Annotated in this window: 11 protein-coding genes and 1 pseudogene; 3 read left to right on the top strand and 9 right to left on the bottom strand. The window is 34.2% G+C overall.

The annotated features are described in order from the left end of the window. Together Q0C22_RS09255 and Q0C22_RS09250 are read left to right on the top strand one after the other, a co-directional pair. Positions 1 to 277, top strand: a pseudogene (locus Q0C22_RS09255) (hypothetical protein); the annotation flags it as partial. Then, the gene (locus tag Q0C22_RS09250) at positions 270 to 2168 is read left to right on the top strand and encodes a hypothetical protein (protein WP_291494048.1); all 1899 of its coding nucleotides are present in this window, start codon (positions 270 to 272) and stop codon (positions 2166 to 2168) included. The pseudogene Q0C22_RS09255 and the gene Q0C22_RS09250, both read left to right, overlap by 8 nt. A 134-nt stretch (positions 2169 to 2302) precedes the next feature. On the opposite strand, the gene pyk is transcribed toward Q0C22_RS09250, so the two are convergent. The 9 genes from pyk to Q0C22_RS09205 all read right to left on the bottom strand — a co-directional run bounded on the left by pyk (position 2303) and on the right by Q0C22_RS09205 (position 15617). Beyond that, on the bottom strand, positions 2303 to 3706 hold the full coding sequence (gene pyk, locus Q0C22_RS09245; protein WP_291494047.1) for a pyruvate kinase: 1404 nt from the start codon (positions 3704 to 3706) through the stop codon (positions 2303 to 2305). A gap of 3 nt (positions 3707 to 3709) precedes the next feature. Beyond that, positions 3710 to 4615, bottom strand: a complete 906-nt coding sequence (locus Q0C22_RS09240; protein ID WP_291494044.1) for a hypothetical protein — start codon at positions 4613 to 4615, stop codon at positions 3710 to 3712. A 9-nt stretch (positions 4616 to 4624) separates the two neighbouring features. Beyond that, positions 4625 to 6139, bottom strand: a complete 1515-nt coding sequence (gene gpmI, locus Q0C22_RS09235; protein WP_367172143.1) for a 2,3-bisphosphoglycerate-independent phosphoglycerate mutase — start codon at positions 6137 to 6139, stop codon at positions 4625 to 4627. A gap of 78 nt (positions 6140 to 6217) precedes the next feature. After that, positions 6218 to 7168 carry an MBL fold metallo-hydrolase gene (locus tag Q0C22_RS09230; RefSeq protein WP_092128367.1) on the bottom strand — a complete coding sequence of 317 codons (951 nt, stop codon included), beginning with the start codon at positions 7166 to 7168 and terminating at the stop codon, positions 6218 to 6220. Positions 7169 to 7170: 2 nt separating this feature from the next. After that, positions 7171 to 8400 carry an acyl-CoA dehydrogenase family protein gene (locus tag Q0C22_RS09225; protein WP_291494039.1) on the bottom strand — a complete coding sequence of 410 codons (1230 nt, stop codon included), beginning with the start codon at positions 8398 to 8400 and terminating at the stop codon, positions 7171 to 7173. A gap of 41 nt (positions 8401 to 8441) precedes the next feature. After that, positions 8442 to 10202 (bottom strand): acyl-CoA dehydrogenase family protein, encoded by a 1761-nt coding sequence (locus tag Q0C22_RS09220; protein WP_291494037.1) that lies wholly within the window; start codon positions 10200 to 10202, stop codon positions 8442 to 8444. Positions 10203 to 10219: 17 nt separating this feature from the next. Next, a complete protein-coding gene (locus tag Q0C22_RS09215; protein ID WP_291494035.1) occupies positions 10220 to 11389 on the bottom strand; it encodes a thiolase family protein in 1170 nt (389 codons plus the stop codon). A 13-nt stretch (positions 11390 to 11402) separates the two neighbouring features. Continuing rightward, positions 11403 to 13739 carry a 3-hydroxyacyl-CoA dehydrogenase NAD-binding domain-containing protein gene (locus tag Q0C22_RS09210; RefSeq protein WP_291494033.1) on the bottom strand — a complete coding sequence of 779 codons (2337 nt, stop codon included), beginning with the start codon at positions 13737 to 13739 and terminating at the stop codon, positions 11403 to 11405. Positions 13740 to 13781: 42 nt separating this feature from the next. After that, entirely contained in the window at positions 13782 to 15617 is a 1836-nt protein-coding gene (locus Q0C22_RS09205; RefSeq protein WP_291494031.1) for a long-chain fatty acid--CoA ligase, read from the bottom strand. Between the two features lie 166 nt (positions 15618 to 15783). On the opposite strand from Q0C22_RS09205, the gene Q0C22_RS09200 reads away from it, so the two are divergent. Continuing rightward, positions 15784 to 16758: OmpP1/FadL family transporter (locus tag Q0C22_RS09200; protein WP_291494029.1), on the top strand; the 975-nt coding region annotated here is incomplete at its 3' end.

The following is a 16758-nucleotide window of genomic DNA, read 5'->3' as shown; positions in this document are numbered from 1 at the left end:
TATTAAACCAAAATATCAAAAAGGTGTTGCCATAAGATATTTTTTTCCAAAACCTGGAGTTGTTAAGGAAATAAAAAACATTGAAATGTTTAAGGATGCTGAATGGCTTTACAAACTCCAATTTTTTGTAAATCCAAATGATATAGTGGAGAAAATTACCGATCATACAAAAAGAGCAGGCGTGGTCATAACTACAGGCGAAACAAAAATTGAAGCTGTGGAAAGAGCTCAAAGCGTTGTCAATATTATTGAAATTGTAACTATATCCAATGAATAAACCAAAATTTTACCTTATATTTCATTGTAATCTGGCGTTTTCATCAATTGATGAAGATCAGCTAAATGAAGTTATTGCTAAAAGCTATTTTCCATTGCTTCAAATAATTAAGTCAACTAATACAAAAACTGGTATCGAGCTCAGTGGCTATACACTTGAAAAACTTTCTAAACTTGCCCCATTGTTTATAGATGAGCTAAAAATTCTTTCAAAAAGCGGTTTGGTTGAAGTTATTGCAAGCGGTTATCAGCAAATCATAGGTCCAATTGTGCCATATAAAGTAAATGTAAAAAATCAAGAGCTTGGGTTGAAGGTTTATGAGAATTTTTTGGGAATCAAGCCCAGGGTTGCTTTTTTAAACGAACAGGTATTTTCGAAATCTATGGTAGATATCTATAAAGAATTCTATGATGCAATTTGTATGGAGTGGAACAACCCTTACTCTATCAACGCACATTACTGGCAAGAATCGTATGGTTTTGCACCTGCAATAGCAAAAGGGATAAAAACCCAAATACCTATTATCTGGACCAATTCTATCCTTTTTCAGCAATTTCAGCGTACGGCTACGTCTCAAAATACACTCGAAAATTATTTATCCATGATTGAGCGCTTTATAAAAAAAGGTTATCGTTATTTGCCAATATATTCTTCAGATTTAGAAGTTTTTAATTTTAGGCCAGGACGTTTTAATACAGAAAACAATATCAATACAAACGAATGGAAAAATATAGAAAAGATTTTTTTGGCTTTAAAAAATTACGGAGAATTTTTACTGCCTTGTGAAGTCTTGCAATTTGCAAATAAAAAAATAGTTCTTGATTTGAGTAACCCTGTATATCCTATAATTGTTAAAAAACAGCCTAAATACTCATTAAGCAGATGGAGCGTAGCTGGTCTTGGTGGGCACTACATTAATACCTTGTGTCATAATTGTTATGATAGTACGAAAAACAAAGCTGACAAAAAATCATGGAAGAATTTACTGAAATTTTGGGGAAGCGATTATAGAACGCACACTACTTTAAATAAATGGCAGGTTGCGCTTAACTATTTGAATAAGTTTAATAACAATTTTAAAATAGAGATAAAAAATGCCACAGATTTTGATTTTGATAAAAATTCAGGGAAAATTTTATTAAAAGGCAAACAATACAGTGCTACATTTCTAACTAAAAAAGGTCTTGCGCTTGAAAATGTATGCAAAAATGAAAAAAAACTTTTATTTGGTAGCGTTAATCATGGGGAACTGGATTATATATCTCACGGTGCTGATTACTATACAGGCACAACAACAATAGAATCCTGCTCCTTTGGCAGGATTGCAAATTTAAACGAAACTTCAAATATAGAAGTTAAAAAAACAGGTGAGGATAAATTTTTCATAAAAGGAATAAATTATTTATCTGACCTGGCGATTGAAGAAAGAATATGGCTCGTTGATTTTGCTTTTAAGAAAGTATCAATTTATGATACTCTAAAACTTTCAAAACCCACAAAAGCATCTATTAGAATGGCTACATTTACGCTTTTGCCTATTAAAAAAAATATTAAATTCTGGTATTCTTGCAAAAACGGTGGTCGCTATAATGAAAAATTTTTTATAGAAAAGAATATGCCTATTTTGCATCACCTGCCAGTATCAATATTGCAAAGCTCAAATGGTGGACTTGGGGTTACAGATGGTTATTTATCTTTTGGGATTAGAAATTCTTTGATAGTCAAGCTATTTATTGATAAAACTTTCGGAAGCCCGTTGGTATTGCTTCAAAATAGTCCTGATCACGATAGATATTTAACAAGAGTATTTTTTAGCGTACAAGAGTTTGATGATACGCTGAAGCCTACAATAGTAGAATTTAAGGTAGGATATAGCATTTTTTTTGATTAGACAATGAGATTCTTTTTTGTGTTTTAGTTTTAGAATTATGGGTAAGGCTTTAGCAGTTGATGAGATTCTTCGGGCACATTCGTGCCCTTTAGAATGACAGGTGAGGGTGTCATTCTGAAGCGTTAGCGAATGATCTACTTTATCCTCACAATCTCAAGTGAATTGTTTGCATCAGGGTTTTTCTTTGACGGACCTCTAACCAAAACAAAAGAAGACTCATGTTCTCCAATAAGTGATTTTATATAACTTTTCCAATCCTGAGGCAATTCTTGTTCATATACAGGGTAGACGCCATATGAAAATTCTAAGTTTTGCGCTACATTTTCATTGTGTGTTACACCAAGTATCCAGATAGGCAGCTTAAAGCGGCTCATACGCCTTGCAGTTGCTCCGCTTGTAGTTGGCGTTACAAGCAAGAGTGGATTTAGGTTTTTAACTGTGGTAAAAACATTTACTGCCATAGTATCTTCGAGTGTTGGCGATTTTGAAGATAGTACTTTAAATAAGGTTTCGTATATCGGGTAAAGATAACGTTTGTTTTCTACGCTTTGGGCAATTTTAGAAAGCATTAAGACAGATTCTGCTGGATATTTACCTACAGCTGATTCTTCTGATAGCATTACGCAATCTGTACCATCAAGTATTGCATTTGCTACATCTGTGCTTTCTGCCCTTGTTGGTCTTATGTTGTTTGTCATAGACTCAAGCATCTGAGTAGCAGTAATTACAGGTTTTCCAAGTATGTTTGCTTTTTGTATGAGCTGCTTTTGCAATATTGCTATGGATTCGATTGGTGTTTCAACACCTAAATCACCTCTAGCTACCATTATACCATTTGTTTCTTGTAGTATTTCATCTATATTTTCTATTGCTTTTAAGCGCTCAATTTTTGCAATTATAAAGGGATTGTAAGAAATTTTTTCGCAATAGGCTTTTGCATCAAGTATATCCTGTTTGCTTTGCGCAAAAGATATGCTTATCGCATCTATTTTAACGCTTTTTGCAAAATCAAGGCATTTTCTTTCAAAATCACCTATAGCTTTTAAAGGTAGCTCCACTCCAGGCAGATTAATGCCTTTGTGAGATGATAATTTGCCACCAATCAAACAAATACATTTAACCTTCTGACCTTCTATGCTTTCCACCCTAAGCTGCAAAAATCCATCATTTAGATAAATAATTGTTCCTGAGCTTAAATAACTTGCAAAGTTTTCTAAGTTTACACCAATTTCATTACCTTCAGGATTGCTGGATAATACTATTCTATCACCTTCTTTTAATTCAATGGGTTCAATATCTTCAACCCTTATTTTTGGTCCTGGTAAATCACCTAAAATCACTATACGTTTGTTTAGTTTTTGGGCTGTTTTTCTTAGGTCTTCTATAATTGTTCTGTGTTCTTCAAAGCTACCATGTGCAAAGTTAATGCGTGCAATATTCATACCATTTTGCATCATTTTTTCCATGACTTCTCTGTTTTTTGATGCAGGACCTATTGTGCAAACTATTTTTGTCTTATTTGGAGGGAAAATCAACATAAACTAACCCTCTTGATAAATTTTATAGGCTTCTTCTACAGATTTATTTTCTATAAGTATTGCATAAATTGCATTTGCAAAGCTAATTGCTTCTTTTAGCGGTTTTTGATGAATGTTTCTGCCTGTTGCAGCACCCTGAACACCACTTATGTGAACTTGATTGTATAATTCTTCTAAAAAAGCTTTTGGTTCTTTTGATGATCCACCGGCACACATTACACGTGTTCTACCTGCAGCTAAAACTGCTTCTTTAAAGGCTTCAAAAATATTTATACCTTCTTTTTTAGGAAAATTAACTTTCACAAAATCAGCACCCAGGCACGCGGCCAATCCGCAAGCACCTGCAACCAAATGAGGATCGTATTCGTCTGCAACACTTTTTCCCCTTGGATAAGACCAGATTATAGCAATCAAACCTAACTGATGAGCTTCAAATATAATATGAGCTGCTTCTTTTAGCATTATGTATTCAAATTCGCTGCCTGGATAAATAGTATAACCAACACCAACAATATTTAAACCAGATTGTTTTTTAAACCTATCAATTTGCTCGATATCAAGCATTGCTGTACTAAGCGGATCTTTTAAATCTTTTTTAACCAGATTTGTTTTTGAATTGATTTTTATAACATACGGTATTTTGGGATAATCCACGCCGTATCTGGCTATAAGGCCAATTTGAGAAGCAAAAGCGCCAATTTTTGCATTTTGAGCAATTTTAAATAGATGTTCTGGTGAACTATCATCAATTGGAATATTTGGTCCATAAAAATCATCATTCATATGCTCTATTTTTTGGTCTCCAGCAAATAATGCTAATCTGCCTGTTTCGTGCGTCATAATATTAAAGTTTCTAATGTAGCTTTGTCTTCGCTCATATGGAACATCAAGAGGAACCTTTACATCCATTTTTACCTCCTAAATATAGTAGGTTGGTTTTAGTAGCAAACTTTTACCGCTCATTTCCGATGGTTTTTCCAAATTTAACAAATCCAAAACCGTGGGGGCAATATCACAAATTCCGCCTTGAGTTCTAAGGTTATACTTTTTGCCAATAATCAAAAAAGGCACTGGATAAATTGTGTGTTGGGTGTGAGGCTCTCCAGTTATTGGGTCAACCATTTCGTCGCAATTGCCATGATCGGCAGTAAGTAAAATATTATATCCTTCTTCTAAAGCAGCTTTTACCAGGCGGTTAAATTGTGTATCAAGTGTTTCAACAGCAATTATGCAAGCTTTTTGCACAGCCGTATGCCCTACCATATCCCCATTTGCAAAGTTTATTACAATAAAATCGTAATGCTTTTTTATAGCTTTAATTGTTTGATCTGCCACTTCGCATGCGCTCATTTGGGGTGCTAAATCATACGTAGATACATTTGGTGATGGTACAATCACCCTATCTTCTTTATCAAAAGGCTCCTCTTTTCCGCCATTAAAAAAATAAGTAACATGAGCGTATTTTTCTTTTTCTGCACAGTGAAATTGCTTTAGACCAGCTTTGCTTATGACTTCTGCTAGTACATTTTTAGGGAAAATGGGTTTAAAAAGCACATCAAAATCAAATTTTTCATCGTATTCTACCATACAGTAAACTTTAAATACATTATTGCGCTTAAAGTATTTAAAATCACTGCTTCCAAAAGCACTTACAATCTGGCGCATCCTATCTGCTCTAAAATCAAAAAACAATACTGCTTCATCTTTTTGGATTGGTGCAACACCTTCTATAAAGGTGGGTGTTATAAACTCGTCTGTTTCTCCTCTTGCATAGGCTTGTTCTATAGCAATTTTTGCACTTTTTGCAGACATTCCTTCATGATTTACAATAGCTTTGTATGCCTTTTCTACTCTATCGTAGTTTTGTGCCCTATCCATAGCATAATATCTACCGCTTACCGTTGCAATTGTACCTTTTGATAGCTTATTAAATAATTTTTCTAAAATATCTAAATAAATGGGCGCACTTGTTGGTGGCGTATCTCTGCCATCAGTTATCATATGTAAAACTGGCTCAATGTTGTTTTTTACAAGGAGTTTTATAAGGTAAATTATATGCTGTATATGGGAATGTACGCCTCCATCAGAAACCAGACCGATTAAATGCAACCGTTTATTTGAATTTTCTTTTATAATTTTTTGCCATGTGGGGTTTTCGTTAATAGTGCCGTCTTCAAAACTTTCTGTAATTCTAAGCAGGTCTTGCTTTAGTATTCTACCAGAGCCAAGGGTTAAATGACCCACTTCCGAATTGCCAAACTGGCCATCTGGAAGACCACACGCAATACCTGAAGCTTCTATTACTGTATGTGAATTGTTGGCAAAATAGTAATCTAAATTAGGCGTTTTTGCCAATGCAACAGCATTATAAGCTCTATTTGGATTAACACCAAAACCATCAAATATAACCAATAAAACTCTATTCAACACTATCCTCCAAATATTAAATACTACATGTATTATATATTTGAAAAGTTTAATTTCAAGTTTAATTTAATTTTTTTGATAAACTTAATTTTTTTGATAAACTTTTTTTAGAAAAATCCTATCAAACATTCTCAAAAGGTGGCTGTCTATTATATTTATTTTTTCAAGACTTTCTTTCAATAAGTACGGGTTTAACAAAAAATCAAGAAAAAACAATACTTCTGATGCTTTTATATAGGCAGTAAATGGGTCATTTAAAGCATAAGGAATTGTATTTTTTATAATATCGAATACTAATTTATCGCAATGGTCTTGAATAAGACTTGCTCTTTCAATAATTTTTGTTACATAGAAAACTACAATTTCTTCAATTGAGCTATGTTTTCTGTGTCCTGGTAAAATCGTATATTTTTCTAAAATTGGAAATTTTAGTAAAGTAGAACAATAGGCTTCATAATTATTGAACCTATCATTTTTATCATAATCAACATCAAGTAATGGCGTTTGAAAAATATTATTTAACAGACAATCACCTGTTATTGCATAACCGTTAAATAAATAAACTGCATCACTTTTGGAGTGACCAGGGCAAAACATATAATTTAAGTCAATATCAAACTTTGATTCTTCTAAAATTTCATAATTTATGGGTAAAGGTACACTGTTTACAAAATTCAAAAGCATAACTTTTATTTTTTCAATGTAATCTGTACTAAAGCCATATTTTAAAAGCAGCTTTTTAGAAATTTCTATCCTTGTTTGAAGATTTGTAAATTTAAGGTGATCCATTTTTGGCATAAAAATTCTAGCCTGTGAGTTTTTTGCGATAAAATTTTCAAGCCCATAGTGATCAGCGTGAGAATGTGTAATAAATACGTATTTCAATCTGTTTAAATTGATGTTTTTTTTGATATAGTCAAGTGCAACAAATGTGTATGGTCCTGTGTCAAACATAATTATATCGCCACTTAACTCACAAGTATAAAAATGCACAGGACCAACAGGATAAGGTGTATCAAGCGTGTGCCTATCCATTTTTACTCAAATACCTTTTCTTCTATTTTGTCAGATGATTTGGCATCGTTTTCTATATCGCGTTTGATTCGCATTTTGTCCAATTCTTTATATAATTCGTGCTGGACTATTAAATCCATAATTTCGTTTGTGCCAGTCCAGATCATCATCAATCGTGTGTCTCTGAGGTATCTTTCGACAGGATAAACATTAGTATAGCCAATGCCACCCATAATTTGCATCGCATTGTTTACAATCTCCCATGCTGCTTGTGTAGAAAATCGTTTTGCTTCACTAACAAGTCTGCGTTGAATACTTGAGTCTTGCAATTCATCAACTGCTTTTGCTGCTGTATGCACAAGGGATCTTGCTGCATCAAGTAATGCGCTTGATTGAGCTATTTTAAAGCTTACCGCTTCAAAATTTTTTATTGGCTGACCAAAGGCTTTCCTGTTTTTTGAGTAGGAAAGTGCAATTTCCAGGCTTGCTTTAGCAATACCCAACGCCCCTGCTGCAGTAGTTAAACGTTCTGGTATCATCATTTGATAGAATATTTTTGAGCCTTCGTTTTCTTTTCCAACTAGATTTTCTTCGCCAACAATCGCGTTTTTTAGTACAATTCTGCCCGTGCCGGCTCCTCTTGCTCCCATAAGCTCATATAGATTTTCCACACTAACTTGATTTTTGTCAACCAAAAATGCGCTCATATTTTGCTTGTAATCGTTTGAAAAATTGGTTTTAGCATAAATTAGAAAATAATCTGCGCCTTTTGCGCCTACAATAAATCTTTTCTGTCCATTTAAAATCCATTTGTTGCCGTCTTTTTTAGCTATGGTTGTTGCGCCAAAAAAATCAGAACCACCTCTTGGTTCTGTTAGGCCTTCTGCACAAATTAAATCTCCTTTTAATGTAGGTTTTAAATATTTTTCTTTCTGATAATTGCTCCCAAATTTTGAGATCGCCTCACCTACAATTGAAGGCATTACGCTAGCGCACGACAAAGCAGCACCAAGAATGCCGATTTCTTCAATTAAAACTACTTCTTCTTGCCAGCTTAAATTTCTGCCACCAAATTCTTTTTCAAACCTTATACCAAGTAAATTCAAATCCCCAAGCTTTTTAATGGTTTGTCTTGGGTATTCTATTAAATCTGCATCCATATCAATAAGCAATTGTTTGTCAACACTTTTTACAAACTCACTTGCTTCTTCAAAAATCTTTTTTTGATTTTCATTTAAAATTACATTATACATAGATCACCCCAAAAAAAGGAGGCATTAAGCCCCCTTTTAAATTAAAATATGTATTTTTCTTGATCTATTGCGGTGTCTGCGAGGAATCTTTTTGCTTCTAATAGCTCATTTGCATCGTACTTTGTGAATCTTCTAATACCACTTAAAATGCTTTGTAATGCATCGCCTCCAATATAAAATGCCGCGCGTTTTGCCGCCTCTTCTATATTGTTTGTACACTCAAAAGTAACTGTTTTGACAACACTGTCATATAAAGGCAGTTTATTTGGGTTTACAATATCCTGTGCTTTATCTGCCCTTAAAACAGCACTTTCCAAAGCAAAAATGTTTATTGCAATATCAGCTAAAGCAAAAAGAACTTCTTCTTCTTTTTTAATGTTATCCATGTATTTTTGAACTGCCATACCACTTAAAGCTAGATACAAAGTTTTTAGATTTTTTATAAGATTTTTTTCAACTGCATATTTTTTTGTTTCATCAATTTCATCAAAAGACGGTGTTATTAGAGCTTCAAATGCCGCCATTGCACTCTGCTGCAATGGAAGCTCGTTTTTCATAGCTTTTTTTAGCATTATACCAGGTACAAGTAGCCTGTTAATCTCATTTGTACCTTCAAAGATTCTGTTTATTCTTGCATCTCTATAGAATCTTTCTGCAGGGTAATCTTTTATAAATCCATAACCACCAAAAATTTGAACAGTTTCGTCTACAACAAAATCAAGTGCTTCACTACCGTAAATTTTTGATATCGAGCACTCTATACTGTATTCTTCGAGAGCTTTTTGTTTTTTTACATAATAATTTGGATCATCATGGTTTATTTTTTGAATTTCTTTGTCGTAGAGATCTGCAAGTCTGTAATTTAAAGCTTCGCCTGCATAAATTTTTGTAATCATATCTGCAATTTTTTCTTTTATTGCGCCGAATTTTGTAATAGGTAGCTTAAATTGTTTTCTTTGATTACCGTATTTGATGGCTTCCTGAAGAGCTACTTTAGCTCCGCCAATTGCAGCAACAGATAGCAAAAACCTCCCTTCATCCAAAACACTGAATGCTACTTTATAGCCTTTTCCAATTTCACCAAGTAGATTTTCAACAGGTACTTTTACATTATCAAACATCACAGGTGTGGTGGACGAACCCCTTATGCCCATTTTGTCTTCTTCTCTGCCTATGCTTACGCCTTCAAAGCTGCGTTCTACTAAAAATGCTGCATAATCTGTTTTATTGATTTTTGCAAAAACAGTAAATAAGTTTGCTATGCCACCATTTGTAATATAGGTTTTTGAACCATTCAAAATGTAATACTTGCCATCTTCTGAAAGTGTAGCATAGGTGGTTATATTCATAGCATCACTGCCTGCGTCTGGTTCAGTCAAACAATATGCTGCAATCCATTCGCCAGTCGCAAGTTTTTTTAGGTATTTATCTTTTTGAGTTTTTGTGCCAAAGTAGATTAACGGTAAGCTTCCAATGCCAACATGCGCTGCAAATGCCACGGCAAAAGAGCCCGCAGCACCCATTTTATCAGCTATTGCAATTGTAGTTTTTGTGTCTAAATCAACTCCATCATACTCTTCTGGTGCATAGATTCCCAAAAAACCTAGCTCGGCAGCTTTTGCAAGGTATGATTTTAGTAAATCCAGATTATGTTTATCTATTTCATCAATATTTGGTAATATTTCATTTGTAACGAATGCTTCTGCAGTTTCTGCCATTTGTTTTTGCTCTTGAGTAATTTCCTCAGGAATAACAATTTCGTTTTTATCAGTTTCTTTAATAATAAATTCTCCACCTTTCATGATAACCTCCCAAAAATTTATACTTTTTCAAAAATTCCAGCAGCGCCCATACCGCCACCAATGCACATAGACACTAAACCGTATTTAACATTATTTCTTCTTTTCATTTCATGCAAAAGTGTTGTTGTAAGTTTTGCACCGGTGCAGCCAAGTGGGTGACCAAGCGCTATAGCACCACCATTAACATTAACAATAGATTCATCAAGTCCAAGTTTTCTTATACAATATATCGATTGCGATGCAAAAGCTTCGTTTAGCTCTATTAATCCTATATCGTTTAAAGATAAACCAGTAAGCTTTAAAACTTCGGGTATGGCAGCAGTTGGACCAATACCCATAATTTCAGGTGGTACACCTTTAACAGCAAAACCCACAAATCTTGCCATTGGTGCTTTGTTTATTTTCTTTAAAAAGTCTTCTGATACAACAAACACTGCTGCAGCACCATCTGTCATTTGGGAAGCATTACCAGCTGTTACAGTACCATTTACTTTAAAGGCAGGCTTTAATTTTTGTAAAGCCTCAAGTGTAGTGTCAGCTCTTACACCATCATCTATATCCACGATTTCTTTTTCTTTTTTAACCTTGCCATCGACTATAGAAACCTTTTCTATTTCAACAGGTATAATTTCTTCTTTAAACTTTTCCAATGAAGCAGCTGCTTTCATCTGACTGTTGTAACCAAAAACATCCTGGTCTTCCCTAGTTATGTTAAATTTTTCTGCAACAATCTCTGCAGTTATACCCATTGCAGCATATACTTCTGGCCATGTTTCAACTAAAGCCGGGTTTGCGCTGTATTTATTGCCGCCCATTGGAACCATTGTCATACTTTCAACGCCGCCTGCTATAATGCAGTCTGCAAAACCAGCCATAATACGCTCTGCAGCAGTTGCTATTGCCTGCAAACCAGAAGAACAAAATCTATTTACAGTTTGAGCAGGTATCTCATAAGAAAGCCCAGCTTTGTGAGAAGCAATACGTGCTACATTCATGCCCTGCTCTGCTTCTGGAAATGCGCATCCCAAAATCACATCTTGAATATATGCTTCTTCAATGCCTGTTCTATCAATAAGACCTCTTATGGCTGCTGCAGCCAGATCATCAGGCCTTGTATCTTTGAATTTACCTTTTTTTGCTTTGCACCCTGCTGTCCTGTACGCAGCTAAAATATATGCACTTTTCATGGTTTTTTCCTCCTTAATTCCTTAATGGTTTACCGGTTTTTAGCATATGTTGTATACGCTCCAGTGTTTTTTTATTACCGCAAGCTTTTAAAAATGCCTCACGTTCTAAATCAAGTAAATATTCTTCAGTAATCAATGTGCCTGCTGGCACATCACCGCCTGTCATTACATTTGCAATAAGTCCACCAAGGTACTCTTCATATTCTGTAATGTAGCCTCCCATTTTCATGTTCCACAATTGTGCCTTGATGCTTGCTGCTACACTTCTTCCAGGTGCGCTTAAATTTTCTTTGGGTTTTTGTGGTCTATAGTTTGTGGATAATGCTATAACTTTTTGTTTTGCATCATAAATCAAATTATCAATGTTCATTGTTATGGAATCGCCACGTCGTAAATAACCTAATTGGAATAACTCATCTGCACTCATAGAAACTTTTGCCATTGCAATATTCTGGAAAGCTTTGAATACAAATGCAGAAACATCAGCATTGTATAAATTTGCCTCTTCAATTGATCTAAGTGTCATTTCTTTTGTACCACCACCACCTGGTATCAATCCAACGCCTACTTCTACAAGACCCATGTATGTTTCTGCGTGTGCTACTATGGCATCAGAGTGAAGACTGATCTCGCAACCGCCACCCAATGTTAAATTAAATGGCGCAGCAACAACCGGCACTTTTGCATATTTGATACTCATGGAAGCCTTTTGGAATGTTTTTACAGCTTGTGAGATTTGTGCAAAATCGCCTTCTGCTATCAAACTTGCAATTAGCATTAAATTAGCACCAGCTGAAAACAATTTACCTTGATTTGCAATAACAAGACCTATACCGTCGCTTTGAGCCCTTACAAGTGATTTGTTTATCATTGTAATAATTTCTGCACCAATTGCGTTCATTTTTGTATGAAATTCAAGGCAAAATACACCATCGCCTAAATCAATTAAACTTGCGCCAGAATTTTTTTCTACGACTTTGTTTGCTGATTTAAGTAACTCTAAGTTAATTTGAGTTTTTGGCAATTCTAATTCTTTGTAAGTTTTTCCTATGCAATCATAATAATATTTTTTGCCATTTTCAATTTTATATATTCGATCTATCTCTTTTATCCATTCTGGAAATTTGACAGATTCTTTTTCGCATCTATCAACAAAATATTTAATTCCTATTGCATCAAGCATCTCAAATGGTCCAAGTTCCCAGTTGAATCCCCATTTCATGGCATTATCGATATTAACTACATCATCAGCAATTTCTGGTATACGCTTGGCTGCATAAATAATTGTATCGCGTATGTTTTTCCATGCATATTGAGCTGCTTTATCATTAGATGATATAAGTGTTTTTAAAGCTTGAGCTTTATCATCGATTTGCTTTGTCATCTCTATTGATGCAAACTTTGGTTTTTGAGATAAAACGTATTCCTTTTTATTGTAATCAAAATAATAAGTTACATTTTTGCCGTCTACCTTTTCTTTTTTATAAAAGCCCTGTTTTGTTTTATTGCCAAGCAGTTTTTTTTCAACCATGTAATTTAAAAACTCTGGAACCCTGAAAATTTCTCTTTCATCATCATCTTTTAGCAATTCATAAGTATTGTTTGCAACATGCACCATTGTATCTGTACCAACTAAATCAGATGTTCTAAATGCAGCACTTTTTGCCCTTGCCGTAGCTGGTCCGGCTATTGCATCAGCTTCTTCAACAGTTAATCCCATATCAAGCATGTGCTTTATTCCATTAAATATGGAATATACACCAATCCTGTTGGCAACAAAATTTGGTGTGTCTTTAGCATAAACTATACCTTTACCAAGCCTGTGTGAAATAAATTCCGCCATATCTTTTACAATTTTAGGATCAGTATACTTTGATGGTACAATTTCCAAAAGCCTCATGTATCTTGGTGGATTAAAAAAATGTGTAATTAAAAAATTCTTTCTTAAATTTTCTGGTAATGTTTCTGCCATTTCATTTATTGAAAGGCCACTTGTATTGCTCGAAAAAACATTATTTGGATTCAAATGTGGTGCAAGTTGATTCAAGAGAGATTTTTTAATATCCATCCTTTCGACTACTACTTCTATAACCCAATCATAATCCTTAACTTTTGGTATATCATCTCTAAAGTTACCCACTTTTATAAAAGATGAATAATCTGGCAAATAAAAAGCAGCAGGCTTTGCTTTTAAAGCAGCATCCAAGCCAGCTTTGGCAATTTTATTTGGGTCATCGTCGCTAGGTAAGTCTAAAAGTAAAACTTCAATACCAGCATTTGCCAGATGTGCTGCAATCGTAGAACCCATAACTCCTGCGCCAAGGACGGCGACTTTGTTAATTTCTCTCATCCCAAAAACCTCCTTTTGTCAAACATTGTCATAAACCTCCTTTTAGCAACTAAAACAATTGCCCTCTTCTGTGTACAAGCATTCAATCTTATCCATGTATTTTTTATATATTATTCTTCGCTTTAATTTCAAAGTTGGTGTTAATTCACCGCCTTCAATACTAAAATCGTGGGGTAGAATTGAAAACTTTTTTATAGTTTCGTATCTTGCCAATGTTTTGTTTACCGATTCAATTTCAGCTTTAAATAGATCAAGTATTTTTTGATTTTTTGAAAGGTCTGCTATATCAAAATAATGGAGATGATTTTCTTTTGCAAACTCTAAGACTCGCTCAATATTCATTGTAACTAAAGCTACCAGGTACGGTTTTCTATCACCATAGACATATGCATTTGAAATGTACTTGGATAACTTAAGTGCATTTTCAATAGGAGCTGGCGCAATATTTTTACCGCCTGCTGTAACTATAAGCTCTTTTTTTCTATCTGTAATATAAATAAAGCCTTCTTCATCAACTTTACCAATATCACCAGTTTTAAAAAATCCATCTTCGTCAAATGCTTCTTTGTTTAAATCAGGGGCTTTGTAATAGCCTTTTGTAATTTGTGGCCCTTTAAACAATAATTCACCATCCGGTGCTACTTTTACCTGGGTATTTTCTATTAAAGTTCCTACTGAACCAAATTTTATCTTATCAAAAGTATTTACACACAATACAGGTGAGGTTTCTGTTAAACCAAATCCTTCTAACACTTTAATACCCAAACCCCAAAAGAATTTGTTAACTTCTATTTCAAGTGGTGCACCACCAGAAACAAATGTTTTGAAGTTAACAAGTCCTAATTTTTCTCTGACTTTTGAAAATACAAGTTTATCAAAAATCTTATATTTTAATTCCAAATTAGAAGTGAGGTTTTTATTTACATATTTTGCATCTATATACTGTTTAGCTATAGTTAATGCTGCATGGAAAAGGTTTTTTTTGAAATTACTTGCATGGTGGACGCTATCTAAAATTTTGGAATATATTTTTTCTAAAAGTCTTGGTACCGTAACTATTATTGTGGGTTTAAACTCCAAAATATTATCGGCAATTTTTTCTATACTTTCTGCAAATGCAATTTGTGAGCCATATGCAAGCGGTAAGTAATAGCTATCAGCCCTGCCAAGAATATGACTAAAAGGCAAAAAGGTTAAAAATACATCATTTGAGTTTATTAGATCTTTTGCTTTTTTATTAATGTAGTAGATATTTGAGATAAGGTTTTTATGCGTTAACTCAACACCTTTTGGCTCAGCAGTTGTGCCTGACGTATATATAATTGTAAAAGTATCTTCAATATCTATACTATCGATATAAGATTCTATTTCTTTTTGTTCATTTTGAGTGAGCGGTTCTGAAATTTCTGAAACTTGATAAAAAGTAATAAGAGATAGTTTTTTATCACCCAAAAATCTATCATGAGCTATGACAAATTCTATACTTGGAATCTGGTCTTTTACTTCAAGTAATTTCAAATATTGAGTTTTATCAGAAACAAAAATAGCTCTTGCTTCTGAATGGTTGATAATGTAAGCAATTTGCTCTGGTGTATTGGTATGATATATCGGTACTACAATAGCACCAATATTCATAATACCAAAATCTGCCAAAGACCACATAGGTCTTGTTTCTGATAATATAGCTACTTTATCTTTTGGATTAATTCCTAATTTTTTTAGTCCTCTTGACACCATTAAAGTAAACTTGTAAAAATCTTCATAAGTAAATTTTGTTATACCGCCACCTTTTTTGTATGCTATTGCAATCTTGTCTTTGAAAGCAATAGCATTTTGTTTTAGCATATCTGGCAATGATTTGTATGGCCAGTTTTCCATAAATTCCCCCTGCTAAATTTTATTAAACAAAATATATCAATCTTTTACGTAAATGTCAAGTGTAATTTTTAAGATACGGTTAAATTTAAAATAATTAAGTTACTATTGACTTTTATTAAATTTTTATGTATAAGATTAATTAAAATTTTGTTTAATAGGGGGTTTTATGAAAAAGTTGTCTAAAGTTGCTCTACTTGCAAGTCTAGGGTTGTTACTGTCTGTAAAGGCATTTGCTGGTAATGTTGACACGTACGGTATAGGAGCAAAAGCTACTTCTTTGGGTGGTGCATATGCTGCCTGGGCAAATGATCCATTTGCTCTATACTATAACCCAGCTGGTCTTGCCCAGATTAATAAGCCCGAAGTGACACTTGGTTTTGAAAATGTAAAACCGTTTTTAACTGTAAACAGCTTGAGTGTAGAACCTCTTGGTGTATACCCAACGCCAAATCCATATTCTCCAATTGGAGTAAGTCCAGGCGGTACTTCTTTTGGCTCTTTTACAGATAATTCTGCTACAATGACTATACCAAACTTTGGCATTGCTTTGCCTGTCAGTAAAAAATTGACACTGGGCTTTGGTGTATATGTGCCTTTTGGATTATCGATTAGCTGGACAAATAGCCCTTTAAATCCGCTATCTTACGATTCTTATAAATCCTGGTACTACAGGGAAGTTTTTGCTTTTGGCGCAGGTTATAAAATTACAGATAATTTATTTATAGGAGGTGCAATAGACATAGGTACAACGCAAAGTGGCGTTGAACGGTATGCTTTTGGAGTACCGCTTTTAACTGCACAACAAAGTGCAAAAACTGGTTTACCTTTAACAAGCAATGCAGCTGTAAAAACCAATTTAGCCGATTATCATAATTTTTCCTGGAACTTAGGTATCATGTATAAACCTGTAGAGTGGTTAACACTTGGTGCTACATACAGAAGCATGACCCACACGCATTTATCTGGTACTGCGCAAGTACAATACACAAATCCTTTAACAGCAAGCATAGCAAATCAGCAACTTAGCGCTTCTACATGTGTAGATGCACCAGATCAGTTTCAGCTTGGTGTGAATATAAAACCATCTGATAAGTTGCGATTTGAAGTGGATTGGCTGTGGACTAGATGGAGTGTGGTAAGC

Source organism: Desulfurella sp., from assembly GCF_023256235.1.
GTDB lineage: Bacteria > Campylobacterota_A > Desulfurellia > Desulfurellales > Desulfurellaceae > Desulfurella.
The sequence above is the reverse complement of the archived record's forward strand: the minus strand, read 5'-3'. Positions and strand labels throughout refer to the sequence as shown.